Here is a 25004-nt window from a genome sequence, read left to right on the forward strand (position 1 = left end):
AAATAACTAAGCACGTATTGAAGATTACAAAAGAATATCAAAAAGCTATAAAATAGATTGCCGAAAAGGAAAAAAATGATAAAAGTAGAGAATAAAAAGAATTATAAAATAATCAATAAGAAATTAGAAGAGTCGATTGCTGCTGATGAAACATGTGTTAAAATACGAAAATTATTAAAAAAACTAGTATATTTCGTTCTTGGAGCGAGTGTTGTAATGGTGATTGTTTTAATTGCATCAATTTTTCTTAGTGGGGTTCATTCAACAATGAAATTAAACTTACAAATCATAATCGGATTACCAGTTTCGTTTGTTATACTTGGAGCCATGTTACAGGGGATTTATCGAGAAGGAGCGAAAGCTTGTATGATTTATTTACTATTTCAAGGAGTTTACGGAATTATGGGTAGCTTGAATGTCATTCGATCAGGAAATGTATTCGTTGCCTTGATGATAGGATGGATCCTTCTTATATATTCAGTCACTCTATGTGGAATTGGTGTATTCGCATTATTAAACAAAGATGTAAAATATTTGAATCAGTTTGTTAAGACTGAACGTAAAAGGATTGAAGAAGATATGGCTGAGGAAATATAAATCTTCGGCTTTAAAATAAAAAGATAGGATCGTAAATTCCTATCTTTTTATTTTATTGATTGATAAACAGCATTTACAAGTTCGTGAGTAATTCGTGTAGACTCATACTCGACGGTATCAGGTTGTTTATTGATTTCAACTGCGTGGAGGAATGTTTCCACAACTTGTACGAATCCTCGTTTTTCTAAAGTCGTTGTCCAATCAGAAAAATGGTGGATTGTAAGGGTTCCATTTTGCTGTACTCTGAGATCTGTCATGTCTTCACAACGAGAGAAACTATCTACAGACATTACCTCAACAGATTCGCTCCGACCTCCAGAGTGCATGTTTATGGTGGCAGTACCCGTACAGTTTTCGGTATGAACTTCAAGGTGTGCGTGATCTAATATGCCATCATGAGTGACTGTTCGAACATGGTGAGAAATGATAGGCTCATCGAGGAGATAAACTAGCGTATCAACACAATGGATCATCATATCAAAAATGGCAAACTTAGCTTCTTGGTCTGTATTTTCTCGATGTTTCTGTACCATAATCATAGACTTATTGGAAACTTTCTTTTGTTCTTGGTAGTGAGGTGCGAAGCGTCTATTGAAACCGGTCATTAGAATGAGTTTGTTGGATTTTGCGTAATCAAGGAGTGCATTTACTTCATCGATATTTTCACTGATTGGTTTATCTACATAGACATGTATTTTTGCTTCTAAGAATTTTTGTATTAATTCTGCATGCGTATCAGTAGGCGTATGAATCATCACAGCATCCAATCCACAGTTAACAAGTTCATCCAAATCTGTAAATGTATTCTTGAAACCATAAGTTTTAGTAAGTGTTTCAAGTTTATCAGAGTTGCTGGAGTATAAGCACCAATCGACACGACTATTCAAATTTGAGTAGGTTGGTAAATAGGCTTTCATAGCAATATTTCCAAGACCGATAATTCCAATTTTCAACATTTATAATCTCCTTTTTTATTTATCATATCATAGCATTCATTCAGGTATAAAAATATAAAAGTACCAGGATCAAATTAATCCTAGTACAATTTTTCTCTAGTTTTGATGTAGATTGTTTATTTCTTTTATTAGGGGATTGAACCATTCGCCGAAGCTGTCAGATTCAATCAACTCAGATCTACTTTTAGAATTTGAACGATAACTATCGACATTCTCTTTAAATGTTTTATCAACATGGTCATTATATATTGGAGATTGATATTTTGATTGTCGATAATACATTTTTAAATTTGGATCCTCAATGAGATCCTTTTCATCCGCAAAATATTCGTCATAGTGTAAATCTACGATATTATTTGAATTCTTATCGTAAACAACTTGCATGCTAGCAAAAAGTCCACCACCAACATCTTGAGTCACAGAAATCATGGTTTGATTTGATTTCTGCTTCAACTTTGGTTCAATTTGATGTAGCAAAGGGATGAAACCTTTAGAACCACTCGTTGATGAACCTTCTGGAGTCTTGAAACTGCCTGATACCGAATTTTTTTCAATAACTTGATGTTCCAGGTAAGTCATGGTATTCACAATGGTAACAAGTGAAACGTTGGTTCGTTCATTCTGCATTTGCCAGTTTGCGTATCCGGATGTTCTTTTTGTTTGGTTTTGCCAAGCAACTGCGAAATAATCCCAAGTAGCTCGCTCATCTAGATGTACATGAATGATTCTATCCGTGAGAGGTTCCTTAACAATTGAGAGCGTAGCAAGATAACCGCCATTAAAATAAAGTGAATCATAGTAGAAGTCACCTTGAATAATTCCAACTGCAGGCCTTCCAGACCATTTCATTTTAGCTTCTTTCTCTTCACCAATATATACTTGTCCATTATTTTTACCTGTAGTAGCACCAGAGACAATATCAAATTCACTCTCTTGACCATTGACTTCAAATTTTACATGCGATTTAGAATTTTCTTCAATTTTATTTTGGAAATTACTTGTACATCCACTCAGTAGTATACAAAGTAAGATAAACGGGATAAACTTCTTCATTGCAACTCCTAACTCTTTTAAAACTATGCGTTTATATTAGAGGAGCATCTGTATTCCGTCAAACGGATAGCATTGATTTCACAAAATGTTCATATTGTGATTTTAAAGATCAAATCAATGCGAAATTACCTTACCGCCACTCATGAAAGAGTTTAAGATGAATTCAGAAGAAGAATAAGTGTGCCCATGATAAATGATTCACGATATCACAATGAGACTTTTACAATTAAAAATACCACCCTCGTAGTTGAGAGTAGTATTTATTTTGTTTCCCTTAAATTATATTTTATCATACTTTAAGAATTTAGTAAGAACTAACGTATTAATTTAAATATTATATAATATGTATATAGTAGGATGTGATGATAAAGAAAGAGGTGTCATATGAAAACCAAAACTAATTTTCAAATGTTTTTTCAGTTAACAGGTATTTTTATTCTCATGATTAACGGGTTACTGAAATCTGCTTTCGATAACTCGAATTTTTGGGTCGTGATTTCTAACTGGATTGTCTATACTTACCTCTTCATAGCAATTTGTCTCACTATCAAATATATCCACGAAGGGAGAAAACAAAAATAAAGAGTCTAACTGTAACGAATTGGGTTTTGTCATGATACTCTTTCGTTACAGTTTTTTTTCGTGCCTGCGCGCTAGTTTTGATTAAAGGGATGCAGAGACTACTTAATTGTTGTATCCCCACAGTATCCCCATAGGAACTTTGGCAATAAAAAACCCTCTGTTAAGAGGGTGTAATATTCAATGGTGCTCCGACACGGGCTCGAACCGTGGACCCACTGATTAAGAGTCAGTTGCTCTGCCGACTGAGCTATCGGAGCGTGCTAATATATTATAACGCTATCAAAAAATAATACAATCATTTTTTAGAAAAAAGATAAAAAATATAAGAATGGAATACCGATACTTTTAAGCCTAATTAAAGCGATAAAAACAACTATGTGAAACTAAGGATATCACCGGTTGAAGCTTGCGAGTGTTTGGGAGATGACTTATAATTACTAACAGTTAAGGGAGACAATTATGATAGAAACAGATGCATTAATCATTGGTAAAGGTCCTGCAGGAATTCAGGCTTCTGTATATCTTAAACGGGGAAATGTAGATCCAATTGTTATTGGTAAAGGCTATGGTGCGAGTGAGCAAGCGGAAGTTATTGATAACTTCTATGGGTTTACTTCAATTGGTGGTGTTGAATTGATTGAAAGAGGTATTGAACAAGCCCGATCACTTGGAATCGATGTTGTGGATGATGAAGTGACATCTATATCTTTTGATGGTGAGGGTTATGTTGTTACTACAATTAATGAAGAGTATCGCGCGATGTCTTTGATGTTAGCCACTGGTTCTCATCGTAATGTACCTCGTATTCGTAAAATTAGGAATTATGCTGGGAAAGGTGTTTCTTATTGTGCTGTCTGTGACGCATTTTTCTATAGAAACAAAACAGTTGCTGTAGTAGGTAGTGCTGAGTATGCAGCACATGAAGCTTCTGAACTTGTGGAAATTGTTGATAAAGTATATGTCCTTACAAATGGTGAAGCTCTCAGCGGTACCTTTGATGAACGTTGTGTTATCATTGATAAGAAAGTGAAATCAGTTTATGGCAATGAAAAGGTTGAAGGTGTTGAATTTGAAGATCAATCAACACTTGAACTCGAAGGTCTTTTTGTTGCGATTGGTTCTGCAACAAGTACAGACCTTGCAAACAAGCTCGGTGTGTATGTTGAAAATGGACGTATTGTTGTGAATGCGGAAATGGAAACAAATTTACCCGGACTCTATGCAGCAGGAGATTGTACACCTGGCGTTCAACAGATTGCGAGAGCAGTATCTGATGGTTGTGTTGGGGGCATGAACATGATTAGCTATATTCGAAATAAGAAGCGAGGAAAGTAATGAAATTATTTGCAAGTGATTATGATGGAACGTTATTTAAAGATCGTATTATTAGAGAAGATGATTTACACTCAATTCGAAAATTTAGAGAACAAGGTCATAAGTTTGGCTTAGTATCAGGAAGATCTATCGATTCATTAAAAACAGAAATTGAAAAACATGATATTCCTGTTGACTTCATAGTAGGAATCAATGGTGGTGCTGTTGAAACGGGTGAAGGAGAACAACTTTTCATTAGAATGATGGAAACTGACATCGCTCATGAATTGATTGAAGCAGTGGAAAACTTCGGAGTCAAGTTTTATGGTGCTAACGATGGATATCGTCTAAGTCGCGTCTATTGTAGTGATGATGTGGATGATTGTTTCAAGCCTAATATTAATTTAGTACCTATGGATATCATGCTTGATGAAGGTGTGAGTGCTATGTATGTGTGGGTAGGTGATGAAGATCGTGCCCAAACACTCGCAAATATGATTACAGAGCAATATGGTGATCGAGGTATTATTGCGTATCCTAATGTACACTCTGTAGATATTGGTATTAAAGGTATTAGCAAATCAACAGGTTTAGAGATGATTATTGACCATTATAATGTTGATGACACTGTTTATACTATTGGAGATAGCTTCAATGACGTACCTATGATTAAAGATTTCCATGGGTTTGTAATGGAAAATGGTGTTGATGAAGTGAAGGCATATGGTAAAGCAGTTCATGAAACTGTTGGATATGCACTCAATGCAGTCTTAAAAGACATTCAATAAACAAGCGCAAATGCTTGTTTTTTGATATGATAGAACTATAAAGAAGGTGAACAAATGGAACTTCATGAACTGAATCAAGATGAAATTACACAACTTGAAGAAAAGCTACTCGATGAAGATGAGTATCGTGACTTAGCAATGTTATTTAAAATGTTTGCAGATCCTACCCGTTTAAGAATATTCACGGTGTTATCCGAAAAAACAGTGTGTGTAGATGACTTAAAAGAAATTTTAGGAATGTCGCAATCTGCAATTTCTCATCAACTTTCTTCACTCCGTAAAATGAATCTTGTGAAGAGTCATAAGGTTGGTAAGAATTCGTATTATTCGCTAAGTGATGATCATGTTATGGAAATATTTAAGCAAGCATTGACTCACGTGAATGAGTAAGTTGTAAAACTATTTCATGAAAACAAAACTCTATTTACATTTTATGTTACAAAAGGTATAATACATATCTAGAAGAGATAGGATGATGGTATGCAAGACTTATTAAATAACGGTTATTTCTGGCAAAAAATTGACTCACTTGTTTTATCTACAAATGTTGTTATTTCACAAAAAAAGGGATCACACCATCCTAAGTATATGAATATGGTCTACCCTGTGGATTATGGATATTTGTCAGATACTGATCAAATTAAAGTATTCAAAGGCAGTATAAAAAGCTCAAGTATCGCAGCTGTAATGTTAGTTGCTGATATCCTAAAACGTGATTTAGAAGTAAAACTCTTGTGGGGTTGTACAGAAGAAGAAGAAATTGAAATTCTTCAATTCATCAATCAAACAGACTATCAAAAAGGAATCCTTGTACGTCGTGGTAATGAAATGCCAGACTGGGCTCTTACTGACTAAATTGATTGTTTAAAATACAAATGATAATTATTAAAAATACCGAGATCTTAGATTTAAAAGATCTCGGTATTTTTTTATCGACATAATACTGTTTCAAGTAAAGCAGGATCGGTATTTTCTAATCCCCAGTCGCAGATAGCATCCAAAATAGGAATCAAGGTTTGTCCTTTTGAAGAGAGCTCGTAGTCTACATGTGGCGGAACGGTTGGGTGGACGGTTCGTATTATTAATCCATCACGCTCAAGTTCGCGAAGTTGAACCGTAAGAGTTTTACTCGAGATATCACCTATCGTAGTTTGGAGTGCATTAAATCGAACAATTTTATTTTCATATAATTCGTAGAGAATGACTGTTTTCCATTTTCCTTGGATGCATTGTAGTGTTGCATCGAATTCATTAAGATACATAAAATGGCTCCTTTACTTACCTTTAGGTTACTGACTTACATAAATGTGCGTACTATTAATATGATTATTAAAATTATACACTAATTTTAGAAAGAAGGTATGTATATGAAATCAGGATTAGTAGTTATTACAGGAGCAAGTTCAGGATTTGGAATGGAAATAGCTAAGAAATTTCATTCCGAAGGGAACCCGTTATTATTACTCGCTCGACGTCTTGAGCCGATGGAGGCACTTGGGTTTGATAATGTTATGATTCGAAGTGTTGATGTGACATGTGCTGATCAAGTACGGAATGCGGTTGTGGAAGCTGAAGAGGTTTATGGACCCGTTCAATTGTTAGTCAATAATGCAGGGGTTATGCAATTGGGTAACTTGTGGGATCAAGATCCCCATGAATGGGAGACTATGATGAATGTGAACGTAGGTGGCGTTTTAAATGGAATAAGAGCTGTCATTAATGGCATGATTGAAAGAGAAGAAGGAACAATCATTAATATCTCTTCCATTGCAGGATTTAAGACATTTACAAATCACGCGGTATATAGTGCTACAAAATTTGGTGTTCATGCATTGACTGAGACATTAAGAAACGAAGTTTCTGGATCAAATATACGTGTGCTTCTTGTTTCTCCGGGTGCTGCAGAAACTGAATTATTGTCACATACTACCGATAAAGAAATCAAAGATGGTTATGAAAAATGGAAGGAAACGATGGGTGGAAAATCCATGGATCCAAAGTATGTAGCCGAAGTAGTGTCTATGATGGCTAATATGCCACAAGAAGTATCAATCCGTGAAGTCGTCATTGCTCCTACAAAGCAAGATAACTAATTGATTTTACCTCATAATTAAAAAAGCTAGAGAACTATCCTAAGTTTTCTAGCTTTATTTCTATTTATTTAAAAAGCGTGTTGATTGCGTGAGCAATACCATCGTCAAGAATATCATGGGTCACAAAGTCAGCACATTCCTTTACATGCTCAGGTGCATTCCCCATTGCGACACCAATAGCAGCTTTTTCAAGCATTTCCATATCATTGGCTGCATCACCGAAAGTAATGACTTCATTCCAAGTCAAGTTAAGCTGTCCAAGAACTTCTTCAATGCCGGAAATCTTTCCAGCTCGTTTTGAGTAGATATCATACGCATCAGCATAAGCTTTTGCATAGAATCCATCGGGTGAAAGAGGGTGTGATGCTTCAATTGTAGCTTCATCACCCATTAAGAATAAGCCCATAGGAACTTCATCTCCCTCAGGAATAAATTTTAAATTTGTTTTATCATCAAGAATATCAAGTTTGGGAGATCCTTGCATATAGACGGTTTGAAATACATTCATGTCATTCACGATTTCCATACTCTGTTGCATTTTCATTCCTAGACCTAAATTATGTTCAAGTGAGTAAGTAATCATAGCATTTACTTCGTCACGAATCATTGGGACACTAAAGATAACATTGTGGTCTTTGTTATAAACACATGCTCCGTTAATGGTGACATAGTAATTTGGTTGAATGGTTTCGTGAATGTCATCATGAATAAAATAAAAGGCTCTTCCTGTAGCAATCATGACTTCAATTCCGGATGCTTTGAGTTTGTTTATTGCTTTCACGGCACTGGGTTCTACAGTGATTTTTCCGCGCTTAATGAGTGTGTCGTCGATATCAAATATCGCGAGTTTGATGTTTTCTGTTTTCATAATTAACATTTTAGCATATTTTCCTAGAAGTTTAGTGATGTTTTCTGTATAATATAGCATAAGATTTAAGGAGGATAGATTTTATGAATGGTAAAGTGATTAAAGAAGCATATACATTTGATGATTTACTTTTGGTACCTGCTAAGTCGCAAATAGTTCCTGCACAAGTGAACTTAAAGACACGCTTAACAGACAAAATTACATTGAATATTCCAATTGTATCAGCGGCAATGGATACGGTAACTGAGGATGCCATGGCTATTATGTTAGCAAAACTTGGTGGTATGGGATTTGTTCATAAGAACATGCCTGTTGAGGATCAGGCACAAATGGTTCGTAATGTAAAAGAGGCAGCAAGTGATGTTGAGAATTACGCTGATGCAAACATCGATGGACAAGGACGTTTACGTGTTGGTGCAGCTGTAGGCGTAGGACAAGCGTCTCTTGATCGTGTTAGAGCACTTGTAGAAGCAGGTGTGGACATTGTTGCAGTAGATAGTGCTCACGGCCATTCTGAGGGTGTTATTGAGACTGTTAAAGCAATCCGTCAAGAATTCCAAGACTTAGATATTGTTGGTGGTAATATTGTTACAGCTCAAGGGGCAACCGATTTAATCTATGCTGGTGCTAATGTTATTAAAGTTGGAGTTGGTCCTGGATCAATTTGTACAACACGTGTTGTTGCAGGTGTTGGGGTTCCTCAATTAACTGCAGTTAATGATGTATACTCCGTAGCACGTCAATATGGTGTTGGTGTTATCGCTGATGGTGGTATTAAACTGTCAGGTGATATCTCTAAAGCACTTGCTGCAGGAGCAGACTGTGTTATGTTGGGAGGACTCTTAGCAGGGAGTGAAGAAACTCCAGGGGAAGTACTCGAAGTCTTTGGTAAAAAAGTTAAAACTTATGTTGGTATGGGATCATTAAGTGCTATGCAACGTGGTTCTTCAGATCGTTATTTCCAAGGTGGTGTTAAGGAACTTTCCAAACTTGTTCCTGAAGGAATTGAAGCTACAGTACCTTATAAAGGATCAATTAAAGATGTTATCTATCAAATGTTAGGTGGCGTTCGATCAGGGATGGGATACTGTGGTTGTGCAACCATCGAAGAAATGCATTTAAAGGCACGATTTGTTAAGATTACAGGTGCGGGGCTTCAAGAAAGTCATCCTCATGATGTGGATAACGTAAAAGAAGCACCAAACTACAAACGATAGGAGCCAATAATGAAACAAGATAAAATTGTTGTAATAGATTTAGGAAGTACTGAAAACGCTGCAATCGCACGTTTTATCCGCAAGCACCAAGTATACAGTGAAGTTTTACCGCATGATATTTCTCCTGCTACTTTGCTAGACAGAGAAAATGTCAAAGGTATTATACTTAACGGGGGCATGAATCGTCTTGTTGACGGTGCAAATGTTACTATCGTTGATGAACTCTATAATTTGAATTTGCCAATCATTGCTATCGATTATCCAGAATCTAAAGCAGAAGTAAATTATGATGAGATTCCAAGCGACGATATCCTTGAAACATTCATTTTTGAAACTTGCAATGCTGATAAAGACTGGAATGTTGATAACTTTATCGCGGCAGAAGTAAAACGCATTCAAGATGAAGTAAAAGATAAGAAAGTATTGTTAGCATTATCAGGTGGCGTTGACTCATCTGTAGTTGCTGCATTGCTCATTAAAGCAATCGGAAAACAACTTGTTTGTGTTCATGTTAACCATGGTTTAATGCGTAAAGATGAATCAGAGGGCGTTATTGAAGTATTCAGTAAAGACCTTGGTGAAAACTTAATTTACGTTGATGCGTCAGAGCGTTTCTTAACAAAATTAGAAAATGTTGCAGATCCGGAACAAAAACGTAAAATTATTGGTAATGAATTTATTGAAGTCTTTAACGAAGAAGCACGCAAGCTTGACGGTATTGATTATCTTGCGCAAGGAACAATCTACTCAGATGTTATCGAAAGTGGTACAAAAACTTCAAAAGGTGTTAAATCTCATCATAACGTCGGCGGGCTTCCTGAAGATTTACAATTTAAACTAATTGAACCTATGGCTCAACTCTTTAAAGATGAGGTTCGTGAATGTGGATTAGCTCTTGGGCTTCCTGAAGATATGGTGTTCAGACAACCATTCCCAGGACCTGGACTTGGTGTACGTACACTTGGTGCAATCACCCGCGATCGTCTTCATGCAGTTCGTGAAGCAGATGCAATTCTTCGTGAAGAGTTTGCAAATGCAGGACTAAATAAAAAAGTATGGCAATACTTTACAGTTATTCCAAACTTTAAATCTGTTGGAGTAAAAGATGGCCATCGAACATTTGATTACCCAATCATTATTCGTGCTGTTAATACAGTAGATGCAATGACTGCAACAATCGAACCCATTGATTATGAAATATTAAATATCATTGTTAATCGTATTCTTGCAGAAGTTGAAGGCGTTAATCGTGTACTTTACGATTTATCACCAAAACCAATCGCAACCATTGAATGGGAATAATATTTTGCTTAAAGGTAAGTTCTTTGAAGAAAGAACTTACCTTTTTTTGAGAATGAATGATAATAGTAACTATATATCTGAGAAGAGTAAAGTATGAAAGGTTGAAATTATATTTAAAATATATAAATGGTATAATATAAACATCAACAATTAAATCTAGGGGGGATTCTAGTGGATATCGCATTAGTTGATAATGATTTTTTAATCCATGATTTAATCCAAACAATAGTTAAAGAACTAGGAGAGCAAATTAACATGAACATAAAGCTTTCCTCTTTTATGAGTGCAGAGGACTACTTATGTAGAAATCTAAGTATTAAATATGACTTGATAATTATGTCAATAGAACTTCCATCAATCAGTGGAATTGAACTCGTACATATCTTAAGAAGAGAGAAAAAATGTCCGAGAATAATTTATATTTCAGACAATACATTTTCATCTAAAGAAGCATTTGCTCCACAGGTACTATATTATGTCCTAAAGAAAGATATAAGAAATAAACTTTTAACTTGTATATATTCTGCCCTGTATGAAATTAATAATGTAGTATTGAAAACAATTGAGTTCTATACAGACCAAGGATATGTTTTCATTCCGAGTAAGGAAGTTGTTTGTATCATATACGAAAATAGAAGTCCGATTCTATATACTTCCCAAAATTCATATGTTATTAGAAATGAAACTGTAAAAAGCCTTTATGCCAAATTGAGTCCTCGGGTTTTTATAAAACCAAACTATGGAACCATTGTAAACATGAGGTACATATCTTCAATTTCGGCAAAAGAACTTACACTAGAATCATTTCCAGAAATGATTCTAATATCGCGAGGAAAATATAAATATCTTATGGATGCAATCCGTGAGTTTTATAAATAGAACCATTTAGCTCTAATTAACGACAATTTAACCATAAATAGGCTTGAAATGAAATGGTAATGGTATTATCGGATTAAGTAAAAGGAGGGATTCATGATTCATTTATAGGTTAAAGTGTTACTGCTTATGATTATTCAGAACGCAAAATATGTGTGACTAACTCTTTACGCAACTTGTTACTGATTAAATATTTGAATTCAAAGTATGAAGGAGGATTTTACTTGAAATCAATTAAAATAAATCGTATTGATAGGAATAATAAACGACTTCGTATTTACTTCCTAGCGCTCACATGGGCAATGATATTGGTACTCATGAATCCGGTACATGCAGAAACTAAATCTATAAATACAGATCGCGGTAAAATGGAAGCCTTTATTGGTGGAGGCTATCTATCGTCAACAGGACAAAAATATGTAGATTACACATCAAGAATGACAAATGGATCCAAAACGAGGCTCTATCTTAAATCTTCAACATATGAGTACCGTTCTGGAAAATCAGTACACTCCGTACCAAGATTTGGCGGACCTGATAGAAATTACATACAAGATTACTTTTACCTTAAAGGATATTCGGGAACAGGACTTACAACCTATTCCACTCATGAGGCAATATACACTAACGCTCATTCCATTGTATTAGTCAGAGAAAACTACTAATAAGAAACCCAGAGCCAATACTATAATTCAAGGCCTGGGTTTTACTTAACATATATCAAATGGAGATAAAGATGAAAAAATTATTCATAATACTTTTTTTGTTTGCAGGTGGATGCAGTACTCAACAAGTACAAAAAGAAAAAATAGATTTCGATAAACCTAACAAGGAAAGTGACACAGTTTATGATTTTTCACATGGCATTGTTGGTTATAACTTTGAGAAAATTGTAAGCGAAGATGGAGAAATATCTTTCAAGTATCAAATATCTAATAATGGAAAAGAAGTTGACCTTGGCATTGTATTTCTAATTGACGGATTACCGCAAAAAATAAAAATTGATCGTGAAGAAGTGTTAATGTTTACAAAGCACTTTAATTCAATGGAATCAGAAGAAATAGAAGTGAAACTAAATGTTGATTCAGAGTTATATCCTCAAAACTCTAATCTTAACGCAATCGCTATTATCAACCCAACTATGAAAATTGAGACACCTCAGCAGTACGGTGTAAACCACTATGCTAGTTTCTCACCAACCATGAAGGTTGAGTTAGGTCAAGGTCAAAAAAGTGACATTGTCAGGAAACATGAAGAAGGATTGGTATTCATGGATCTTGCTGAAGAAGATAAAGTAAAGTATCAGCATCATGGAGAAAATATGCTAAATACTGAGGTATATATAGAAGTAGCTCCAAAGGTTCAAGAAGGTGTGGATACAATAAAAAAACAAGAATCAATACCTATAAAAATATTAGGAGCACCCGGATTCTATCGCGTAATAATTGCTGAAGATAATATATTAAGTGATTTGTTTGTTGCAGAAGTCAAGTCAGGGAAAAAATCTGAGCTTGAGATTAAAAGAGATTTTGAAAATGTACAAAATGTTTATTTTGTTGTGATTCCTATTGATGAACAGGACACTCATAGTTATGTGATGCCCGGTCAGTCAAGTAAGTGGGTATTAGAATGAAAAAAGTAGTCAGTATTTTATGTGTGTTGATACTGTTGCAAGGATGTGAAAAAGTTAATTTAGAGACGAAACCAGCTCCTGAATCTATGGCTGTTATAGAGGCGGTAAATAAGGAATTGAACGAAGATTACATCATCTTGAACTCTGCTAGGCATGAGGATATGTTGCTTGTCCTATTTGGCGCATATAATCGTGAGGATATTGCTCCATCAAAAATTGTAATTTATAACCTGAAAGACGAAACAGTTGTCGGGTCAAAGGATATGGGTGCTTATTTTGATAATGTATCGATTGTGACGTTGAATGGGGGTTTCTATATTGACAAAGACCGTATACCTACTGTGTATGATTATGAGCTAAAAGAAATCCTGAAGTTAGATTCTTTTAATTTAGATTCAGGTCATAGTTTTTTAAGTGAAGAAAATTCATACACATTTTCGGAAGATATGTCAAAAGTTGCTTATGTTAAATTATCAAATCAGGTTTTAACAGTCTATGATTTTAATACGGAAATTGAGACGGAATATTACAAGTTATCAGACGAGAACGAAAATATAAGTAAATTTAATAATTTTTTTCTATGTGGTACCAAAATTGGATTTGCGGGTATGGCATTCGAGGAAAATGATTTAGGTATTCAAGATTCAAATGTTTACGGTGTCATTGACATGGAAAACAAAGATATTAGCTTTAGTTATAAAATGCCAACAATGGCTCGATACTCTCAGGGTTCATTGTTGATTTATGATATGCCTCAGGTTAAAGAGAATGACAATGGAACTGGTGAGTCAATTTTACTAGATATAAACTCAGGTGATGAGCTTGTTATAAAGTTGCTCAAATCTATCAATAGCAAAGATGTCGATATAGTAGATGCTAACACGATCGTTTCCTATTCGGAAATTGGAAAAAACAGAGCTGAACTGATCCTCTACAGAGCTGACGAAGTAATCAAGCTTGAGGGTGTACTTCCTCAAGATGCGTTTAATATAAGGACCACTAAAATTACTGATAATAAACTCTTTATTTCTTATTTAACGACTGATAACGGAAAAACGAAGGCAGTAGCAAAAATGGTGGATTATTCATGGAAATAATAATTGAAAATTTGAACAAGTACTATGGAAAAAATCACGTCCTTAAGGATGTTAGTTTAACGTTAACTCCAGGGGTATATGGGTTACTAGGGCCAAATGGTGCGGGTAAAACAACACTAATACATGTGCTGATAGGCCTGCTTGAATATGAAAGTGGAACCATTCAAGTTAAAAATCAAATAATGTTTAATAGTGATGAATACATATCAAAAATAGGGTATTTGCCACAATATCCATCATTTTATCCCGAGTTCAAAATTCAAGAATTTCTTGAATATATGTGTGTTTTGAAGGGTGTAAATCCGTCAGAAATTCAAAGTAAAATTGACAAACTCTTAGTGAGTGTGAACTTATCGAATAAACGAAGTCATAAAATTAAAACTCTTTCCGGAGGTATGAAACAACGCCTCGGTATTGCGCAAGCATTAATTAATGATCCGGAGTTATTAATTTTAGATGAACCAACATCTGGACTCGACCCAAAAGAAAGGATTCGATTTCGCAATATTATATCAAAATTAGCAAAAGACAAAATTATTATCTTCTCTTCTCATATTATTAGTGATATTGAGCATATTGCAGATACTATTTTTTTGTTGAAGGATGGAAAACTGATTGTTGAAGCGTCTCAGTCGCTACTTCTTAAAAGTATTTTTGGAATCGTTCAAGAGATGAGTATTAGCAAGGAAGAATTAGTCCCATTATCAGAGATTTACAAAATTACTCGTGTAAAGCAATTAGATAATGGATATTTAATAAGATTCATGAGTCATGAGCGGGTTGGAGATGCGGTAAATCCAGATATTGAAGATGTGTATATGTATTACTTTGGAGATGAATATGAACAACTTGACACGTTATGAAATAAAAAAAATGTTAGACAAAAAGAGTATTCTCATTATTTTATTGCTTCTTGCTTTTAATGTTTTACATATTATTAACTTAAATTACGATGTAATTACAGATGGGTTTTATCAGGGAAAGCAAAAATTAGTTGATGAGGTTTCTGGTAAGATAACTGTAGATAAAGTTTCATTCATTAAAGAAGGAATGGTAAGTAATCAAGAACGCGTTGAGCAAGGATTGAATGATCCTCTGAATGGAAATGAGGGTACATATACTGGTTACTATTTCGGCGACATGAACGCGTTCTCCGAGATTTACAAAGATATGGAACGTATTTATAATTATGACTCACTCATGAAAAATAAAGTTGAGATAATTCGAGAAAACAGTAGGCATTCTGGATTCAATGATTCAGTAACCAGGAACACACTCAAAGACATGGACAACCGAATTATCACTCAGTATTACGATACATACGGCCTCGAAAATTACTTTTCCTATAATGATTCACTAATATTTGTTGGAATAATCATAATGTATTTGTCCATTAATTATCTGTATTTTGATCAATCCTATGAAATGAATACGATAGTTGGATCAACAGTAATTGGCAAGTCGAAATATCATTCTGTTAAGAGGAGAATGACGATCCGACTTACCTTGATAGTTTCTGCAGCATTTTTACTCATTGATTTAGTAACCTATTCTGTACTATTTAATATTAAGGGATGGCATAATCCAATCTATAGCTTACCGAGTTATCAATATAGTTACTTTAATATAAGTATTTTATTTATGATATTCATTCAAGGTTTTGAAAAAATAATAATACTGGTGATGTTTTCAATTTTTATATATCTCATCTCAAAATTCGTTCGCTCTCATTATCAATGTGGAGTATTCGCGTTACTCATGTTAGGCTTGTTGTGGTTGAATGTATTTTCGAAAACCTCGAAATATTCATACCTAAAGATTACTCAAACATTACTTCCCTTAGCTGTAATCAAATTTTCAGAAAAATATTTACTCTTCATTTCAGTAATTTTCTTATTAATAATGCTCGCGTACTATAGATTTACTTTTCGAAAGATGAGGAATCACTAATGTTTCGTTTTGAGTTTAAGAAGAATGTAATTGCAAACAAGTTTTGGGTGGAAGTGACCTAGTTTTGTGAGACACTCATAAAAAAAATTAACCTAGGATTCTAGATTCTCGATACTTTACCGGGGATTTAAATTCCAGTTTTGCTTGTACTCGTGTGTTGTTATAATGTTTAATAAAGTTTATCACAGTTTGTGATATAATTTCATTGGAACTTTTCAGTTCTGGATATCGATAGAACGTTTCAGACTTTAAGGTGGAATGAAACGATTCGATTGGAGCGTTATCTGCAGGTGTGCCTTTTCGGGACATACTCATGGTAATGCTCTTTTTATATACTGTTTCCTGATAGATTTTTGATGTATACACGGTTCCTTGATCCGAGTGAAGTATACACCTATGCTTTATTTCAGGAAGTTGATTTAAGGTATCCAGCACAAAATTTGTATCCTGTGTATCGTCCAACGAAAAAGCAATAATTTCGCCATTATAAAGATCCATAATAGTAGATAAATATAATGTTTTTTCTCCCCATGGAAGATATGTAATATCCGTTGACAGTTTCTCTAATGGACGATTTGCGGTAAAGTCACGATCAATTATATTACTGGCAACAATCGATTCTTTTCCTTTAACGTGTTTAACTTTCTTAGGTTTAACCCTACATTGTAGATTGAATTTTTGCATAATTCTCTGAACAGTATTTTTATTTAAATGGTTTCCTTCGTCTTTAAGTATTCCTTTTATTGTACGATAACCATATTCATAATTCGTTTCTTTGCATTTTGATATTACTATTCTCTCATTATAAGAAATTTCATTTACTTCTATTTTGTTTTTCCATCTGTAGTATGTTGATCGAGGAATATCAAATAACTCTAGAATTAACTTAATTGGCATCAAATCCTTGAATTCATTTACAATCTCAATGATTATTTGTGGTACCACTTCCTTTCCTTCTCTTTGTACTTTTTTAATATCTTTATTTGATTCTCCAATATTTTGTTTTTAATTTCTAAACTTTCTTCTTTCGACCTGTCAGTTGGTCCATGACCATAACTATATTGTTGTCCAGGTGACTGTGACAATCTCTCAATTTCACCATCACGATACCAGTAGTACCAAGTGTATACTTGCGATTCACTTTTAATATCTAACATCACCTGAATTTCTTTTACGCTGTATCCCTCTTCTTTGAGCTTGATTGCTTCTAGTTTAACCTCTAGAGGGTAATAATTGTTTTTCTTAGCCATAATATAAAAGCACCTCCTATTGTACTTGTCATTGTCTAACAACGATTGTACGAATACAAGGTGCTTCTTTTTTTATTGTGTCCCACTAAACTAGGTCAGTGCCGGTACTTATTATCTTGATTTTTTTTACTACTGTCAGTACTCATTTATATACAAAAAGTACTGAAGTTATTCCGGAACATGATACTTATGAATACTATTACGAAGTATTGAAGGGGGAAATCAACAAAGACAAAATAAACTACCTTTCCGAAGAAAGAAATAGAATAAATAATTATGAAAGTGATCGACAGGAAATTACACGTAAATATAAAAGTGAAGAAATATCGGATGAGGAGTATCAAAGTCACGTCGAAACTTTAAACCTAACTAGAAAACGGTCCAAAGGCTTTGAAGATATAAGTGAGTATGTAATGTTTCTTGAACATGACGAAAGTCTTAGATATGTAAATGAGGCATACTTAAACAGCATTTTAAAAATGAGGGTTCCGTACACACTCATTACTTTTTCGCTATTGACCGTGATAATATCATTTCAAAATGAAAAGAAAATGCAGCCCATTACGTTGACAACTTTACACGGAAAGCAGAAATTATTTAGGACAAAGATAGTCGTATTATTAATCATTAATTCGATGATATTTTTTGTTTATAAGTTCTCTGTGATTTTTTTAAGATACGATTCAAAATATGTTTCCGATTATTACTCAAAGTTAAAAAGTCTTCCAAGTTTTCAAGGATCTTTTTTTGATGGAAAAATCATCGAGGCAATCGTGATTACAGCAGTAATGCAATGGCTAGCAATTGTACTTCTAACCCTTTTTACATCAAAATTTTGCCTCAAGAGTAAACTAAATGGCTATCAAATTCTTATGATCAACATGGGTATGTTTCTAATATTCGGTTTTTTACTTAGTGAGTCTCGATATATGTATTATTTATCTCCATTTGGTTTTTTTAATCCCCTGAGATATTTCTGGGGTAAGGTTGATGGTTACGAGGGTATTCAATATATATTTAATTACAAAGATATTATTTTTGTATCAGTGATGACAATTTTTCTAACTATGATATGTTTAACAAATTTAAAGAAGAACCTGAGTAAAATATCAATTTTTTGCTGTATTCTTTTATTACTTGCAGGCTGTGAGCGAGAGGAAAAAGTTGAAAATACAATGATGTACGGCAACACAAATGGAATCAGCTGCAATGAATCTGTCTGTTTAGATGTGATAGATAATAAAATGCTTGAAATTGGAAGTAATGTGGCCTATGAGCTAAATAGGAACCCGTTTCAAGTTGAAGACGTTTTTACAAATCACTTTATTTATAAAAATTATGTCTACTACATAGCTTCAAACGAAAAAAATTTAACCATTCAACGGGTGGATACCACAACTTTTAACCAAGTAGAAATATACCGAAAAAATCTTGTAAGCTACGATATATTTGGTAATATTACTGGATTCGAACGTTTTTATCTTCCCATCCAACTCTTTGTCAATGAAGATAACGTATATTTGACATATCACGATCGGATTGAACAAATTATCTCAAAAAACAAGAGTAAAATATTACTCGATTCAGATGCGGAAATTTTCGCAACTAATAGTTCCTACTTATTTTACTTGAGTACTGATAATTTATTAAAATCTTTAAACTTGTCAACTCTAAAATCACAGACAGTTGTTGAGACCTTGGTTCAATCTCCGGTAAAAGTTGAAGATACGTTCTATTACATTAAGTTGAAAGATGATTTTCTTTATGCTTATGATATTGAGGAACGTAAAGAGCGATTAATCGTAGATGAAGCAGTTTTTCAGTATCAAATAGACGGCACCCATATATATTATGTAAACCAAGAGATGGATGAACTTAAAGTGAAATCAATTGAAGGGTCTAACAGCGTAATTATTTTGATGGATGTGGAAATAAATGGATTTATGGTTTTAGAAGATCGAATCATGATTTCGAGTGAAGATGGAAAAAATAGAGAAATATTAAAAACTCAATTACCCAGTTAAATCATAGCCACATCATTTTCCAGACCAACTTGCAGAAATCACTATTTGACAAAAGATTCACTGCTTTGAGTATAATGTATATAACAAATAGGAATTGCAGAGGCTTAACATATGATGAAGATTAGAAATTTAGATATAAATGATTTACCACAATGTACTCAATTATTTAAAGATACATTTTCTAAAGAACCTTGGTTCGATAATGATTCAATGGAAGATATAAAGATGCTTTTTATGAATCATATGAATAATAACTATTTTGTAGGATATGTACTACTGGATGATAGTAAGATTGTAGGCCTTAGTTTAGGGTTTTCAAAACCCTGGATTAGAGGTATGGAGTACTATATTGATCAATTTGTAATTGAGTATGGGAGTCAAGGAAAGGGATATGGTTCCAAGTTTATTGAACTTATTGATACAGATATTAAAAACAAAGGAATGAATGCAATAATATTAAATACCGAAAAAGGATATCCTGCAGAAAAATTCTATCTGAAAAATGGTTTCCGCATTATTGATAATGTCATTGTACTCGGTAAGTAAAAAAATTCTAAGATAACCTCAATACACATTATTTTGAAGTTATTGTATAATGAATGTATATAGGAGGTATGCTTTATGTATTGTGTTAGAATTCGTTTACAACAATTAAGTGAATCGTAGTGATAACTTAGTTGTGTTGCAAAAGCATAATTAACGTAAAGGCATACTAATGCTCTTTTTGTTGACAAGACTGGTTATCCGAGTCTTGTCTTTTTTATAGCACAAGACTCTTTTGGTCTTGTTTTTTTTATGCTATTAAAAAGAAAGAGAGGCTACTATGAAACCTTTAATAGAAGCAAAGAATATAGAAATTGAATATAATAATAAAACTGTTTTGGACATTAATAAAGTTGAAATATATCCAAATCAAAGAATCGGGGTTGTAGGTAAAAATGGATCAGGAAAAACAACCCTCATAAAAATTCTCGCAGGAGTAATTGAAAACGGTCGTGTTAGTCATAATGCGTCCATACATTACTTATCGCAGAATGATTTTGAGTTGGTAACTGTTCAAGATTATGAACAATTAAGTAAACAAGGGATTCTCCATGAATCAGAAGCGTATAGTGGTGGTGAAAAAATGCGTATAAAATTAGCTGATGCGTTCTCTAATATGTCAGAAGTGCTCTTTTTGGATGAACCGACAAACAACCTCGATAACGAAATGAAAGCAAGCTTAAAATATCAATTGATGTATTATCCAGGCGCAGTCGTACTAGTAAGCCATGATCGAAGTTTTTTAAATGATATTGTCGATGTCATATGGGAAATAAGTAATACATCTCTTACTATTTATCCAGGAAATTACGACGACTACGAAAATTACAAAAACGAAGAATTAGAGAGGCAAAAGTACTTATACGAGGGATATCAAAATGAAATTCAAAAATTTGAGAAACAAAAAAATGAAATTAAGCAAAAAGCTGAAAAACTAGGAAATAGGAAAGTGAAGAAGACAGAAAGTTCGGGAAGATTAAGTCATGCTAAAGGAAATGATTCGAAACAAAAAAATCTTAATCGAAAAGCAAAAGAAATCGAAAAGAAAATTGGTAGAGTGGAAAAGATTGAAAAAGTAAAAGAATCTAAACAATTAATATTTACGCCAACTATTGCGAAACAATTACACAATTCGTATCCAATTAGAGGTGTAAACCTCAATAAGTCATTTGGCAGTAAAACAATATTCAGTAATTTTAGTTTTTCAGTTCCTTTAAACAGTAAGATAGGGATCATCGGCCCAAATGGTTCAGGCAAAACAACCTTAGTTCGTATGATCATGGATGAAGAAGAAGGTATTGAACTTGCTCAGAATAGCAACATTGGATATTTTAAGCAAGATAGTATTGAAAGTGTTCAGGATGTGAGTGCGATATCTTACTTAATGGAAAATCAAGTGCTAACCGAGGCAATTCTAAGAAGCTATTTTGCTAACTTAGGTTTTGAACAAAATCAACTCCAAACCTCGATGAGAGATTTAAGTGGCGGTGAAGTCATGAAACTTGTATTGGGTAAACTACTATTGTCTGAGAGTAATATTATCATTTTAGATGAACCGACGAACAATTTAGATATTGAATCTGTAAAGGCACTCGAGCTGATGCTGAGAAGTTACCCAGGGACGGTACTAATAATTAGTCATGATGAGAGACTCATTGATGAGATATGCGATGATGTTATAAATATAAAATAATTATGATAAGTAATGAGATTGAATGCGAAATTAATTAAAGAGACTTTAGTCAAATATTTGAGGGTTTTATCGGTACATAAATAGTGTGTATCAATATTTTGTATGGATAAGATAGCATAAAACAATAAGAATTAGTAGCGATATCACATTCGGTGGAGTCTACTATACCGGTTAAAACCTTAATCAATCTTAAAACAATTCTGAAGATACTATACCTGCAATAGCGGTAGATAGTTTGATGTAGGTTGTGGGTCCACAACTCGAATAATTTAGTTTGTTGCAATCTTAATAGAACTCAGGCAAAGAGAAGATCACAACATAATGATGATGAAAACCAAGGTGGAAGATCCGTGGGAAGTCTAAGAGGAGTTTATTTGTATTTGTAATAAGATAAAGAGGCCGAATTGTGCGGCCTCTTTCCATAGATTAAGACAGGGATAATAGGCTAAAATATCGCCATATCTTGAAAAATCAAGGTAAGTGAACAAGATAAATTTAGATTCGATGGCAACCATCATCATACAAATAACCGTAATGCAGAAAAAACGTCCTCACATTTTAGTGAGGACATAGGGTGATACTCATGGATCCAGCGTAAGTGCGAGTGCGGAGTAATTCTTAAAATATTGCGGTTAATCGCGACTGTCTATCTTTACATCCCTCAGAATGAAAAATTCACGTGATTGATCAAAGCCTCCAACAGTGGCGGTAATCTTCATGTTTTGTCGATTTAAAGTAGTTGAAAAATTGGGAATCATGACACCTTCAGCGCGGAAAAGTGGACCGCGAATGTCGGTTTCGGAGTTCTCAATGTCTCCAACCATAAAATTAGTAGTATACTGTGTATCATAAACCTTTTTCTTTCCAGATAGAGGAGAAGTAGTTGTGTAATTTGACCAATCCCAAGAGTATCCATCAAACTGAATGGTTTTCCCTTTATACTTAGTGATAAATTCTGTGACTTCTGGATCACTTGGATTTTTAGTGTGTAAAGCTGCTTTAAAATCAGCATTGTTCGCTTCGGTTATCACAGTTTCTATGTTGGTTTCTTCATGCTTGGTTTCTTCATGCTTAGTTTCTTCTGATTTATCATCACTGGTAGTTTCTTTACTAGTTGGAAATGTATGATATCTTACAACAACTTTTGATGTTTTGTCAAAGATATCATCTTTTTTGTAGTCATGATTATCATTAATCAACACTTCTTCTACTGCACCATCTTTTGTCATAAAACCGATAATTAAATCTTGTATTTCTTCGGTAGTGACATCTTCGAAACCTTCACTTTGTATCTTTTGTGTAACCTCTTCAAAATTACTGTTTTTAAATTCTTCAGAAGTAAATGTAACTCTAATTTGGTTTTCATTAACTTTTTGTTTAGAACATCCCGTTGATGCTACAACAAACACCATCAAAATCGTTAAAATAAGACGTCGATTTTTATTGTTTTTCATAAGTTCTCCTCTAATCTTAATGGATTAATTATATCACCACATTTCTATAAAACCCATATAATTATCTAAAGGTATGAAATTAAAATCAAATCCAAGGGTTTGACAAAAGAAGTAGGTCGAATTATCTCGCTAGGATAGTTGCTATAGATACTTACGAAATTTTCTAGGGAAAAACACTCTTGATGCATATTGTGTAAAGGGGAGGTGAATTCATAGTTTAATCATGGTTAAATCCGTGTGATTGAAATGGAAAATTTAAATACTAGAAAGTAACAAACTTGAAAATAATACTAACACGGATTCTTACTTCAAGATTAAACAGACAAAAACGAAACAAATCTGTACTACAAAGATTTTAAAGTGGCACAGCACTCAAATGACTATAATCTTTAGGTCAGCAATAAAGCAAATAATTGGGAAAATTTTAATAAAGATCAAGTTGTCGCATTGGTTAGACGCTAAAATAAAGCTGGAAAGAAACATTCATGATTGAATTTATTAAAAGAAAAAAGACGCTATTAATTCTATCGTTGGCATATTCATTACTACTATTCTCTGATATAGGTTTGGTAAGAAAAGGTTTCGAACCTATATTTTCTCCCATTATTACAGTTTCAAACACAACAAAGTTTCGAATTGGATTTTTGTACTATTTTTCTGAGGAAATTAGTATTAGTCCAACACAACCATTGAGTCATTCTCCGGAGGTAAGGGTTGGAATTTGGTTTGCGAGAGGAATTAGGCTTTATACTAACGCATATGATGAGTAATTAACTTCTTCTATTGTTTCCTAGAAAGAAAATGGTACTAATGTCTTGTATAAAATGCATTATGAAAAATAGTGGATCTATTTAATCCACTATTTTAATTTGACAATTACTTTTTCTCATATTATTGATTGATTTTTTTGCTTTTCTTTTGGGTACAACGATCGTTTTTACTTTTGTTTCTGTTAAAGTGTAAGCATAAGACTACCGAGTATAACTCATTGCCAATATTTCTTCAGTAGTTGGAACTTTGAAATCATCGCGAATCAGATGATTATCAATAAACTCAACAAGATAGTCGAGGAACAATGGAACTGCCGCTGAAGAATCAATATCTTTATTGAATAGTCGGTTAGAAAAACCCCCGTGAATGATGTAGAAGAAATCTATAATATAGGTTTCTTTTTCTTTTGGAAAGTATCCTTGTTCAAAGCAAGGGGCATATAACATCTGATTTCTCTTAATCATGTCTTTGTCAGTAACAATTTGATTAACACTGTCTTCATTAATAGGGAATATTTCAAAATATGATTCTAATTTTGATAGTGCATCTTGAGTATATTCTGAATTAAAAACATAGGCATATGCGCCTGGATTCTCAAATGAACATTCTGCATAGATTCTCCAAGAAAGCAGTAAAGCTTCAATAGGATTGAAATCTTGACTTAGAATATGTGCAAAACCGTGCAGATAATCGGTGACGCTATCAATCATTGCAAAAGAAATCAAACTATCTACATTATCAAAATAGTTGTAGATTGTTGCACTATTATAACCTGCTCGATTTGCGACATTACGAATAGAAATTTTATTGATACCTTCTTCTTCAGCAATCTCTTTGGTTGCATCGATGAAGAAACGCATCGTTCTTTGTTTTTGTAAGTCTTTCTTATTTATAGAGTTCATCTTGGCACGCTTCCTTTACTCAAAATTATAACAGATGAGAG

General features: G+C 33.7%; 25 protein-coding genes and 1 tRNA gene. 18 read left to right on the forward strand and 8 right to left on the reverse strand.

What is annotated here, in order from left to right:
- Nucleotides 1–75: 75 nt before the first annotated feature.
- Nucleotides 76–597: a hypothetical protein gene (locus tag H9L01_RS04895; RefSeq protein WP_187534892.1), complete on the forward strand. Its 522-nt coding sequence runs from the start codon at nucleotides 76–78 to the stop codon at nucleotides 595–597.
- A 47-nt stretch (nucleotides 598–644) separates the two neighbouring features.
- Here H9L01_RS04895 and H9L01_RS04900 read toward each other — a convergent pair whose 3' ends face one another.
- On the reverse strand, nucleotides 645–1553 hold the full coding sequence (locus tag H9L01_RS04900) for a Gfo/Idh/MocA family protein (protein ID WP_187534893.1): 909 nt from the start codon (nucleotides 1551–1553) through the stop codon (nucleotides 645–647).
- Nucleotides 1554–1649: 96 nt separating this feature from the next.
- On the reverse strand, nucleotides 1650–2606 hold the full coding sequence (locus H9L01_RS04905) for an META domain-containing protein (RefSeq protein WP_187534894.1): 957 nt from the start codon (nucleotides 2604–2606) through the stop codon (nucleotides 1650–1652).
- A 384-nt stretch (nucleotides 2607–2990) separates the two neighbouring features.
- Between H9L01_RS04905 and H9L01_RS04910 the strand changes: the two genes are divergently transcribed.
- On the forward strand, nucleotides 2991–3188 hold the full coding sequence (locus tag H9L01_RS04910; protein WP_187534895.1) for a hypothetical protein: 198 nt from the start codon (nucleotides 2991–2993) through the stop codon (nucleotides 3186–3188).
- Between the two features lie 181 nt (nucleotides 3189–3369).
- Here the strand turns inward: H9L01_RS04910 and H9L01_RS04915 are convergent.
- Nucleotides 3370–3445: transfer RNA gene (locus tag H9L01_RS04915), tRNA-Lys, on the reverse strand.
- Between the two features lie 202 nt (nucleotides 3446–3647).
- On the opposite strand from H9L01_RS04915, the gene H9L01_RS04920 reads away from it, so the two are divergent.
- The 4 genes from H9L01_RS04920 (at nucleotide 3648) to H9L01_RS04935 (ending at nucleotide 6145) form a co-directional block, all read left to right on the forward strand.
- Nucleotides 3648–4523: an NAD(P)/FAD-dependent oxidoreductase gene (locus tag H9L01_RS04920; protein WP_187534896.1), complete on the forward strand. Its 876-nt coding sequence runs from the start codon at nucleotides 3648–3650 to the stop codon at nucleotides 4521–4523.
- The gene (locus H9L01_RS04925) at nucleotides 4523–5290 is read left to right on the forward strand and encodes an HAD family hydrolase (protein ID WP_187534897.1); all 768 of its coding nucleotides are present in this window, start codon (nucleotides 4523–4525) and stop codon (nucleotides 5288–5290) included. Before H9L01_RS04920 ends, H9L01_RS04925 begins: the two co-directional genes overlap by 1 nt.
- A gap of 54 nt (nucleotides 5291–5344) precedes the next feature.
- The gene (locus H9L01_RS04930) at nucleotides 5345–5680 is read left to right on the forward strand and encodes an ArsR/SmtB family transcription factor (RefSeq protein ID WP_187534898.1); all 336 of its coding nucleotides are present in this window, start codon (nucleotides 5345–5347) and stop codon (nucleotides 5678–5680) included.
- Nucleotides 5681–5770: 90 nt separating this feature from the next.
- Nucleotides 5771–6145, forward strand: coding sequence for an Inorganic pyrophosphatase (locus H9L01_RS04935; protein WP_187534899.1), 375 nt, complete (start codon nucleotides 5771–5773; stop codon nucleotides 6143–6145).
- Nucleotides 6146–6219: 74 nt separating this feature from the next.
- On the opposite strand, the gene H9L01_RS04940 is transcribed toward H9L01_RS04935, so the two are convergent.
- The gene (locus tag H9L01_RS04940) at nucleotides 6220–6552 is read right to left on the reverse strand and encodes a winged helix-turn-helix transcriptional regulator (protein ID WP_187534900.1); all 333 of its coding nucleotides are present in this window, start codon (nucleotides 6550–6552) and stop codon (nucleotides 6220–6222) included.
- Between the two features lie 105 nt (nucleotides 6553–6657).
- On the opposite strand from H9L01_RS04940, the gene H9L01_RS04945 reads away from it, so the two are divergent.
- The gene (locus tag H9L01_RS04945; protein WP_187534901.1) at nucleotides 6658–7383 is read left to right on the forward strand and encodes an SDR family oxidoreductase; all 726 of its coding nucleotides are present in this window, start codon (nucleotides 6658–6660) and stop codon (nucleotides 7381–7383) included.
- Nucleotides 7384–7447: 64 nt separating this feature from the next.
- On the opposite strand, the gene H9L01_RS04950 is transcribed toward H9L01_RS04945, so the two are convergent.
- Nucleotides 7448–8311, reverse strand: coding sequence for an HAD family hydrolase (locus tag H9L01_RS04950; protein ID WP_187534902.1), 864 nt, complete (start codon nucleotides 8309–8311; stop codon nucleotides 7448–7450).
- 23 nt (nucleotides 8312–8334) lie between these two features.
- Between H9L01_RS04950 and guaB the strand changes: the two genes are divergently transcribed.
- The 8 genes from guaB to H9L01_RS04990 all read left to right on the forward strand — a co-directional run bounded on the left by guaB (nucleotide 8335) and on the right by H9L01_RS04990 (nucleotide 16326).
- The gene (guaB, locus tag H9L01_RS04955) at nucleotides 8335–9468 is read left to right on the forward strand and encodes an IMP dehydrogenase (RefSeq protein ID WP_187534903.1); all 1134 of its coding nucleotides are present in this window, start codon (nucleotides 8335–8337) and stop codon (nucleotides 9466–9468) included.
- Between the two features lie 9 nt (nucleotides 9469–9477).
- Nucleotides 9478–10770 (forward strand): glutamine-hydrolyzing GMP synthase, encoded by a 1293-nt coding sequence (gene guaA, locus H9L01_RS04960; protein WP_187534904.1) that lies wholly within the window; start codon nucleotides 9478–9480, stop codon nucleotides 10768–10770.
- A 171-nt stretch (nucleotides 10771–10941) separates the two neighbouring features.
- Nucleotides 10942–11649: a LytR/AlgR family response regulator transcription factor gene (locus H9L01_RS04965; RefSeq protein ID WP_187534905.1), complete on the forward strand. Its 708-nt coding sequence runs from the start codon at nucleotides 10942–10944 to the stop codon at nucleotides 11647–11649.
- A 221-nt stretch (nucleotides 11650–11870) separates the two neighbouring features.
- Complete coding sequence (locus tag H9L01_RS04970) at nucleotides 11871–12311, forward strand: hypothetical protein (protein WP_187534906.1); 441 nt, start codon at nucleotides 11871–11873, stop codon at nucleotides 12309–12311.
- Between the two features lie 71 nt (nucleotides 12312–12382).
- Nucleotides 12383–13279: a hypothetical protein gene (locus H9L01_RS04975; RefSeq protein WP_187534907.1), complete on the forward strand. Its 897-nt coding sequence runs from the start codon at nucleotides 12383–12385 to the stop codon at nucleotides 13277–13279.
- The gene (locus H9L01_RS04980) at nucleotides 13276–14376 is read left to right on the forward strand and encodes a hypothetical protein (RefSeq protein ID WP_187534908.1); all 1101 of its coding nucleotides are present in this window, start codon (nucleotides 13276–13278) and stop codon (nucleotides 14374–14376) included. Before H9L01_RS04975 ends, H9L01_RS04980 begins: the two co-directional genes overlap by 4 nt.
- Complete coding sequence (locus H9L01_RS04985) at nucleotides 14367–15239, forward strand: ATP-binding cassette domain-containing protein (protein ID WP_187534909.1); 873 nt, start codon at nucleotides 14367–14369, stop codon at nucleotides 15237–15239. Before H9L01_RS04980 ends, H9L01_RS04985 begins: the two co-directional genes overlap by 10 nt.
- The gene (locus H9L01_RS04990) at nucleotides 15217–16326 is read left to right on the forward strand and encodes a hypothetical protein (protein ID WP_187534910.1); all 1110 of its coding nucleotides are present in this window, start codon (nucleotides 15217–15219) and stop codon (nucleotides 16324–16326) included. Before H9L01_RS04985 ends, H9L01_RS04990 begins: the two co-directional genes overlap by 23 nt.
- Before the next feature lie 87 nt (nucleotides 16327–16413).
- Here H9L01_RS04990 and H9L01_RS04995 read toward each other — a convergent pair.
- Nucleotides 16414–17576, reverse strand: a protein-coding gene (locus tag H9L01_RS04995) for an IS3 family transposase (RefSeq protein ID WP_187533829.1) whose coding sequence is annotated in 2 segments (ribosomal slippage) — nucleotides 16414–17279 and nucleotides 17279–17576 — 1164 coding nt in all. Because the reading frame shifts where the segments join, the coding sequence is not laid out codon by codon here.
- A gap of 635 nt (nucleotides 17577–18211) precedes the next feature.
- Between H9L01_RS04995 and H9L01_RS05000 the strand changes: the two genes are divergently transcribed.
- From H9L01_RS05000 to abc-f, 3 genes are all read left to right on the forward strand, one after another.
- Nucleotides 18212–19600, forward strand: a complete 1389-nt coding sequence (locus H9L01_RS05000) for a DUF5050 domain-containing protein (RefSeq protein ID WP_187534911.1) — start codon at nucleotides 18212–18214, stop codon at nucleotides 19598–19600.
- Nucleotides 19601–19711: 111 nt separating this feature from the next.
- Nucleotides 19712–20146 (forward strand): GNAT family N-acetyltransferase, encoded by a 435-nt coding sequence (locus H9L01_RS05005; protein ID WP_187534912.1) that lies wholly within the window; start codon nucleotides 19712–19714, stop codon nucleotides 20144–20146.
- A gap of 277 nt (nucleotides 20147–20423) precedes the next feature.
- On the forward strand, nucleotides 20424–21836 hold the full coding sequence (abc-f, locus tag H9L01_RS05010; RefSeq protein WP_187534913.1) for a ribosomal protection-like ABC-F family protein: 1413 nt from the start codon (nucleotides 20424–20426) through the stop codon (nucleotides 21834–21836).
- Between the two features lie 632 nt (nucleotides 21837–22468).
- Here the strand turns inward: abc-f and H9L01_RS05015 are convergent.
- The gene (locus H9L01_RS05015; protein ID WP_187534914.1) at nucleotides 22469–23290 is read right to left on the reverse strand and encodes a DUF4839 domain-containing protein; all 822 of its coding nucleotides are present in this window, start codon (nucleotides 23288–23290) and stop codon (nucleotides 22469–22471) included.
- Between the two features lie 971 nt (nucleotides 23291–24261).
- On the reverse strand, nucleotides 24262–24963 hold the full coding sequence (locus H9L01_RS05020) for a TetR/AcrR family transcriptional regulator (protein WP_187534915.1): 702 nt from the start codon (nucleotides 24961–24963) through the stop codon (nucleotides 24262–24264).
- Nucleotides 24964–25004 lie beyond the last annotated feature (41 nt).

Source organism: Erysipelothrix inopinata, assembly GCF_014396165.1.
Lineage (GTDB): Bacteria > Bacillota_I > Bacilli_A > Erysipelotrichales > Erysipelotrichaceae > Erysipelothrix > Erysipelothrix inopinata.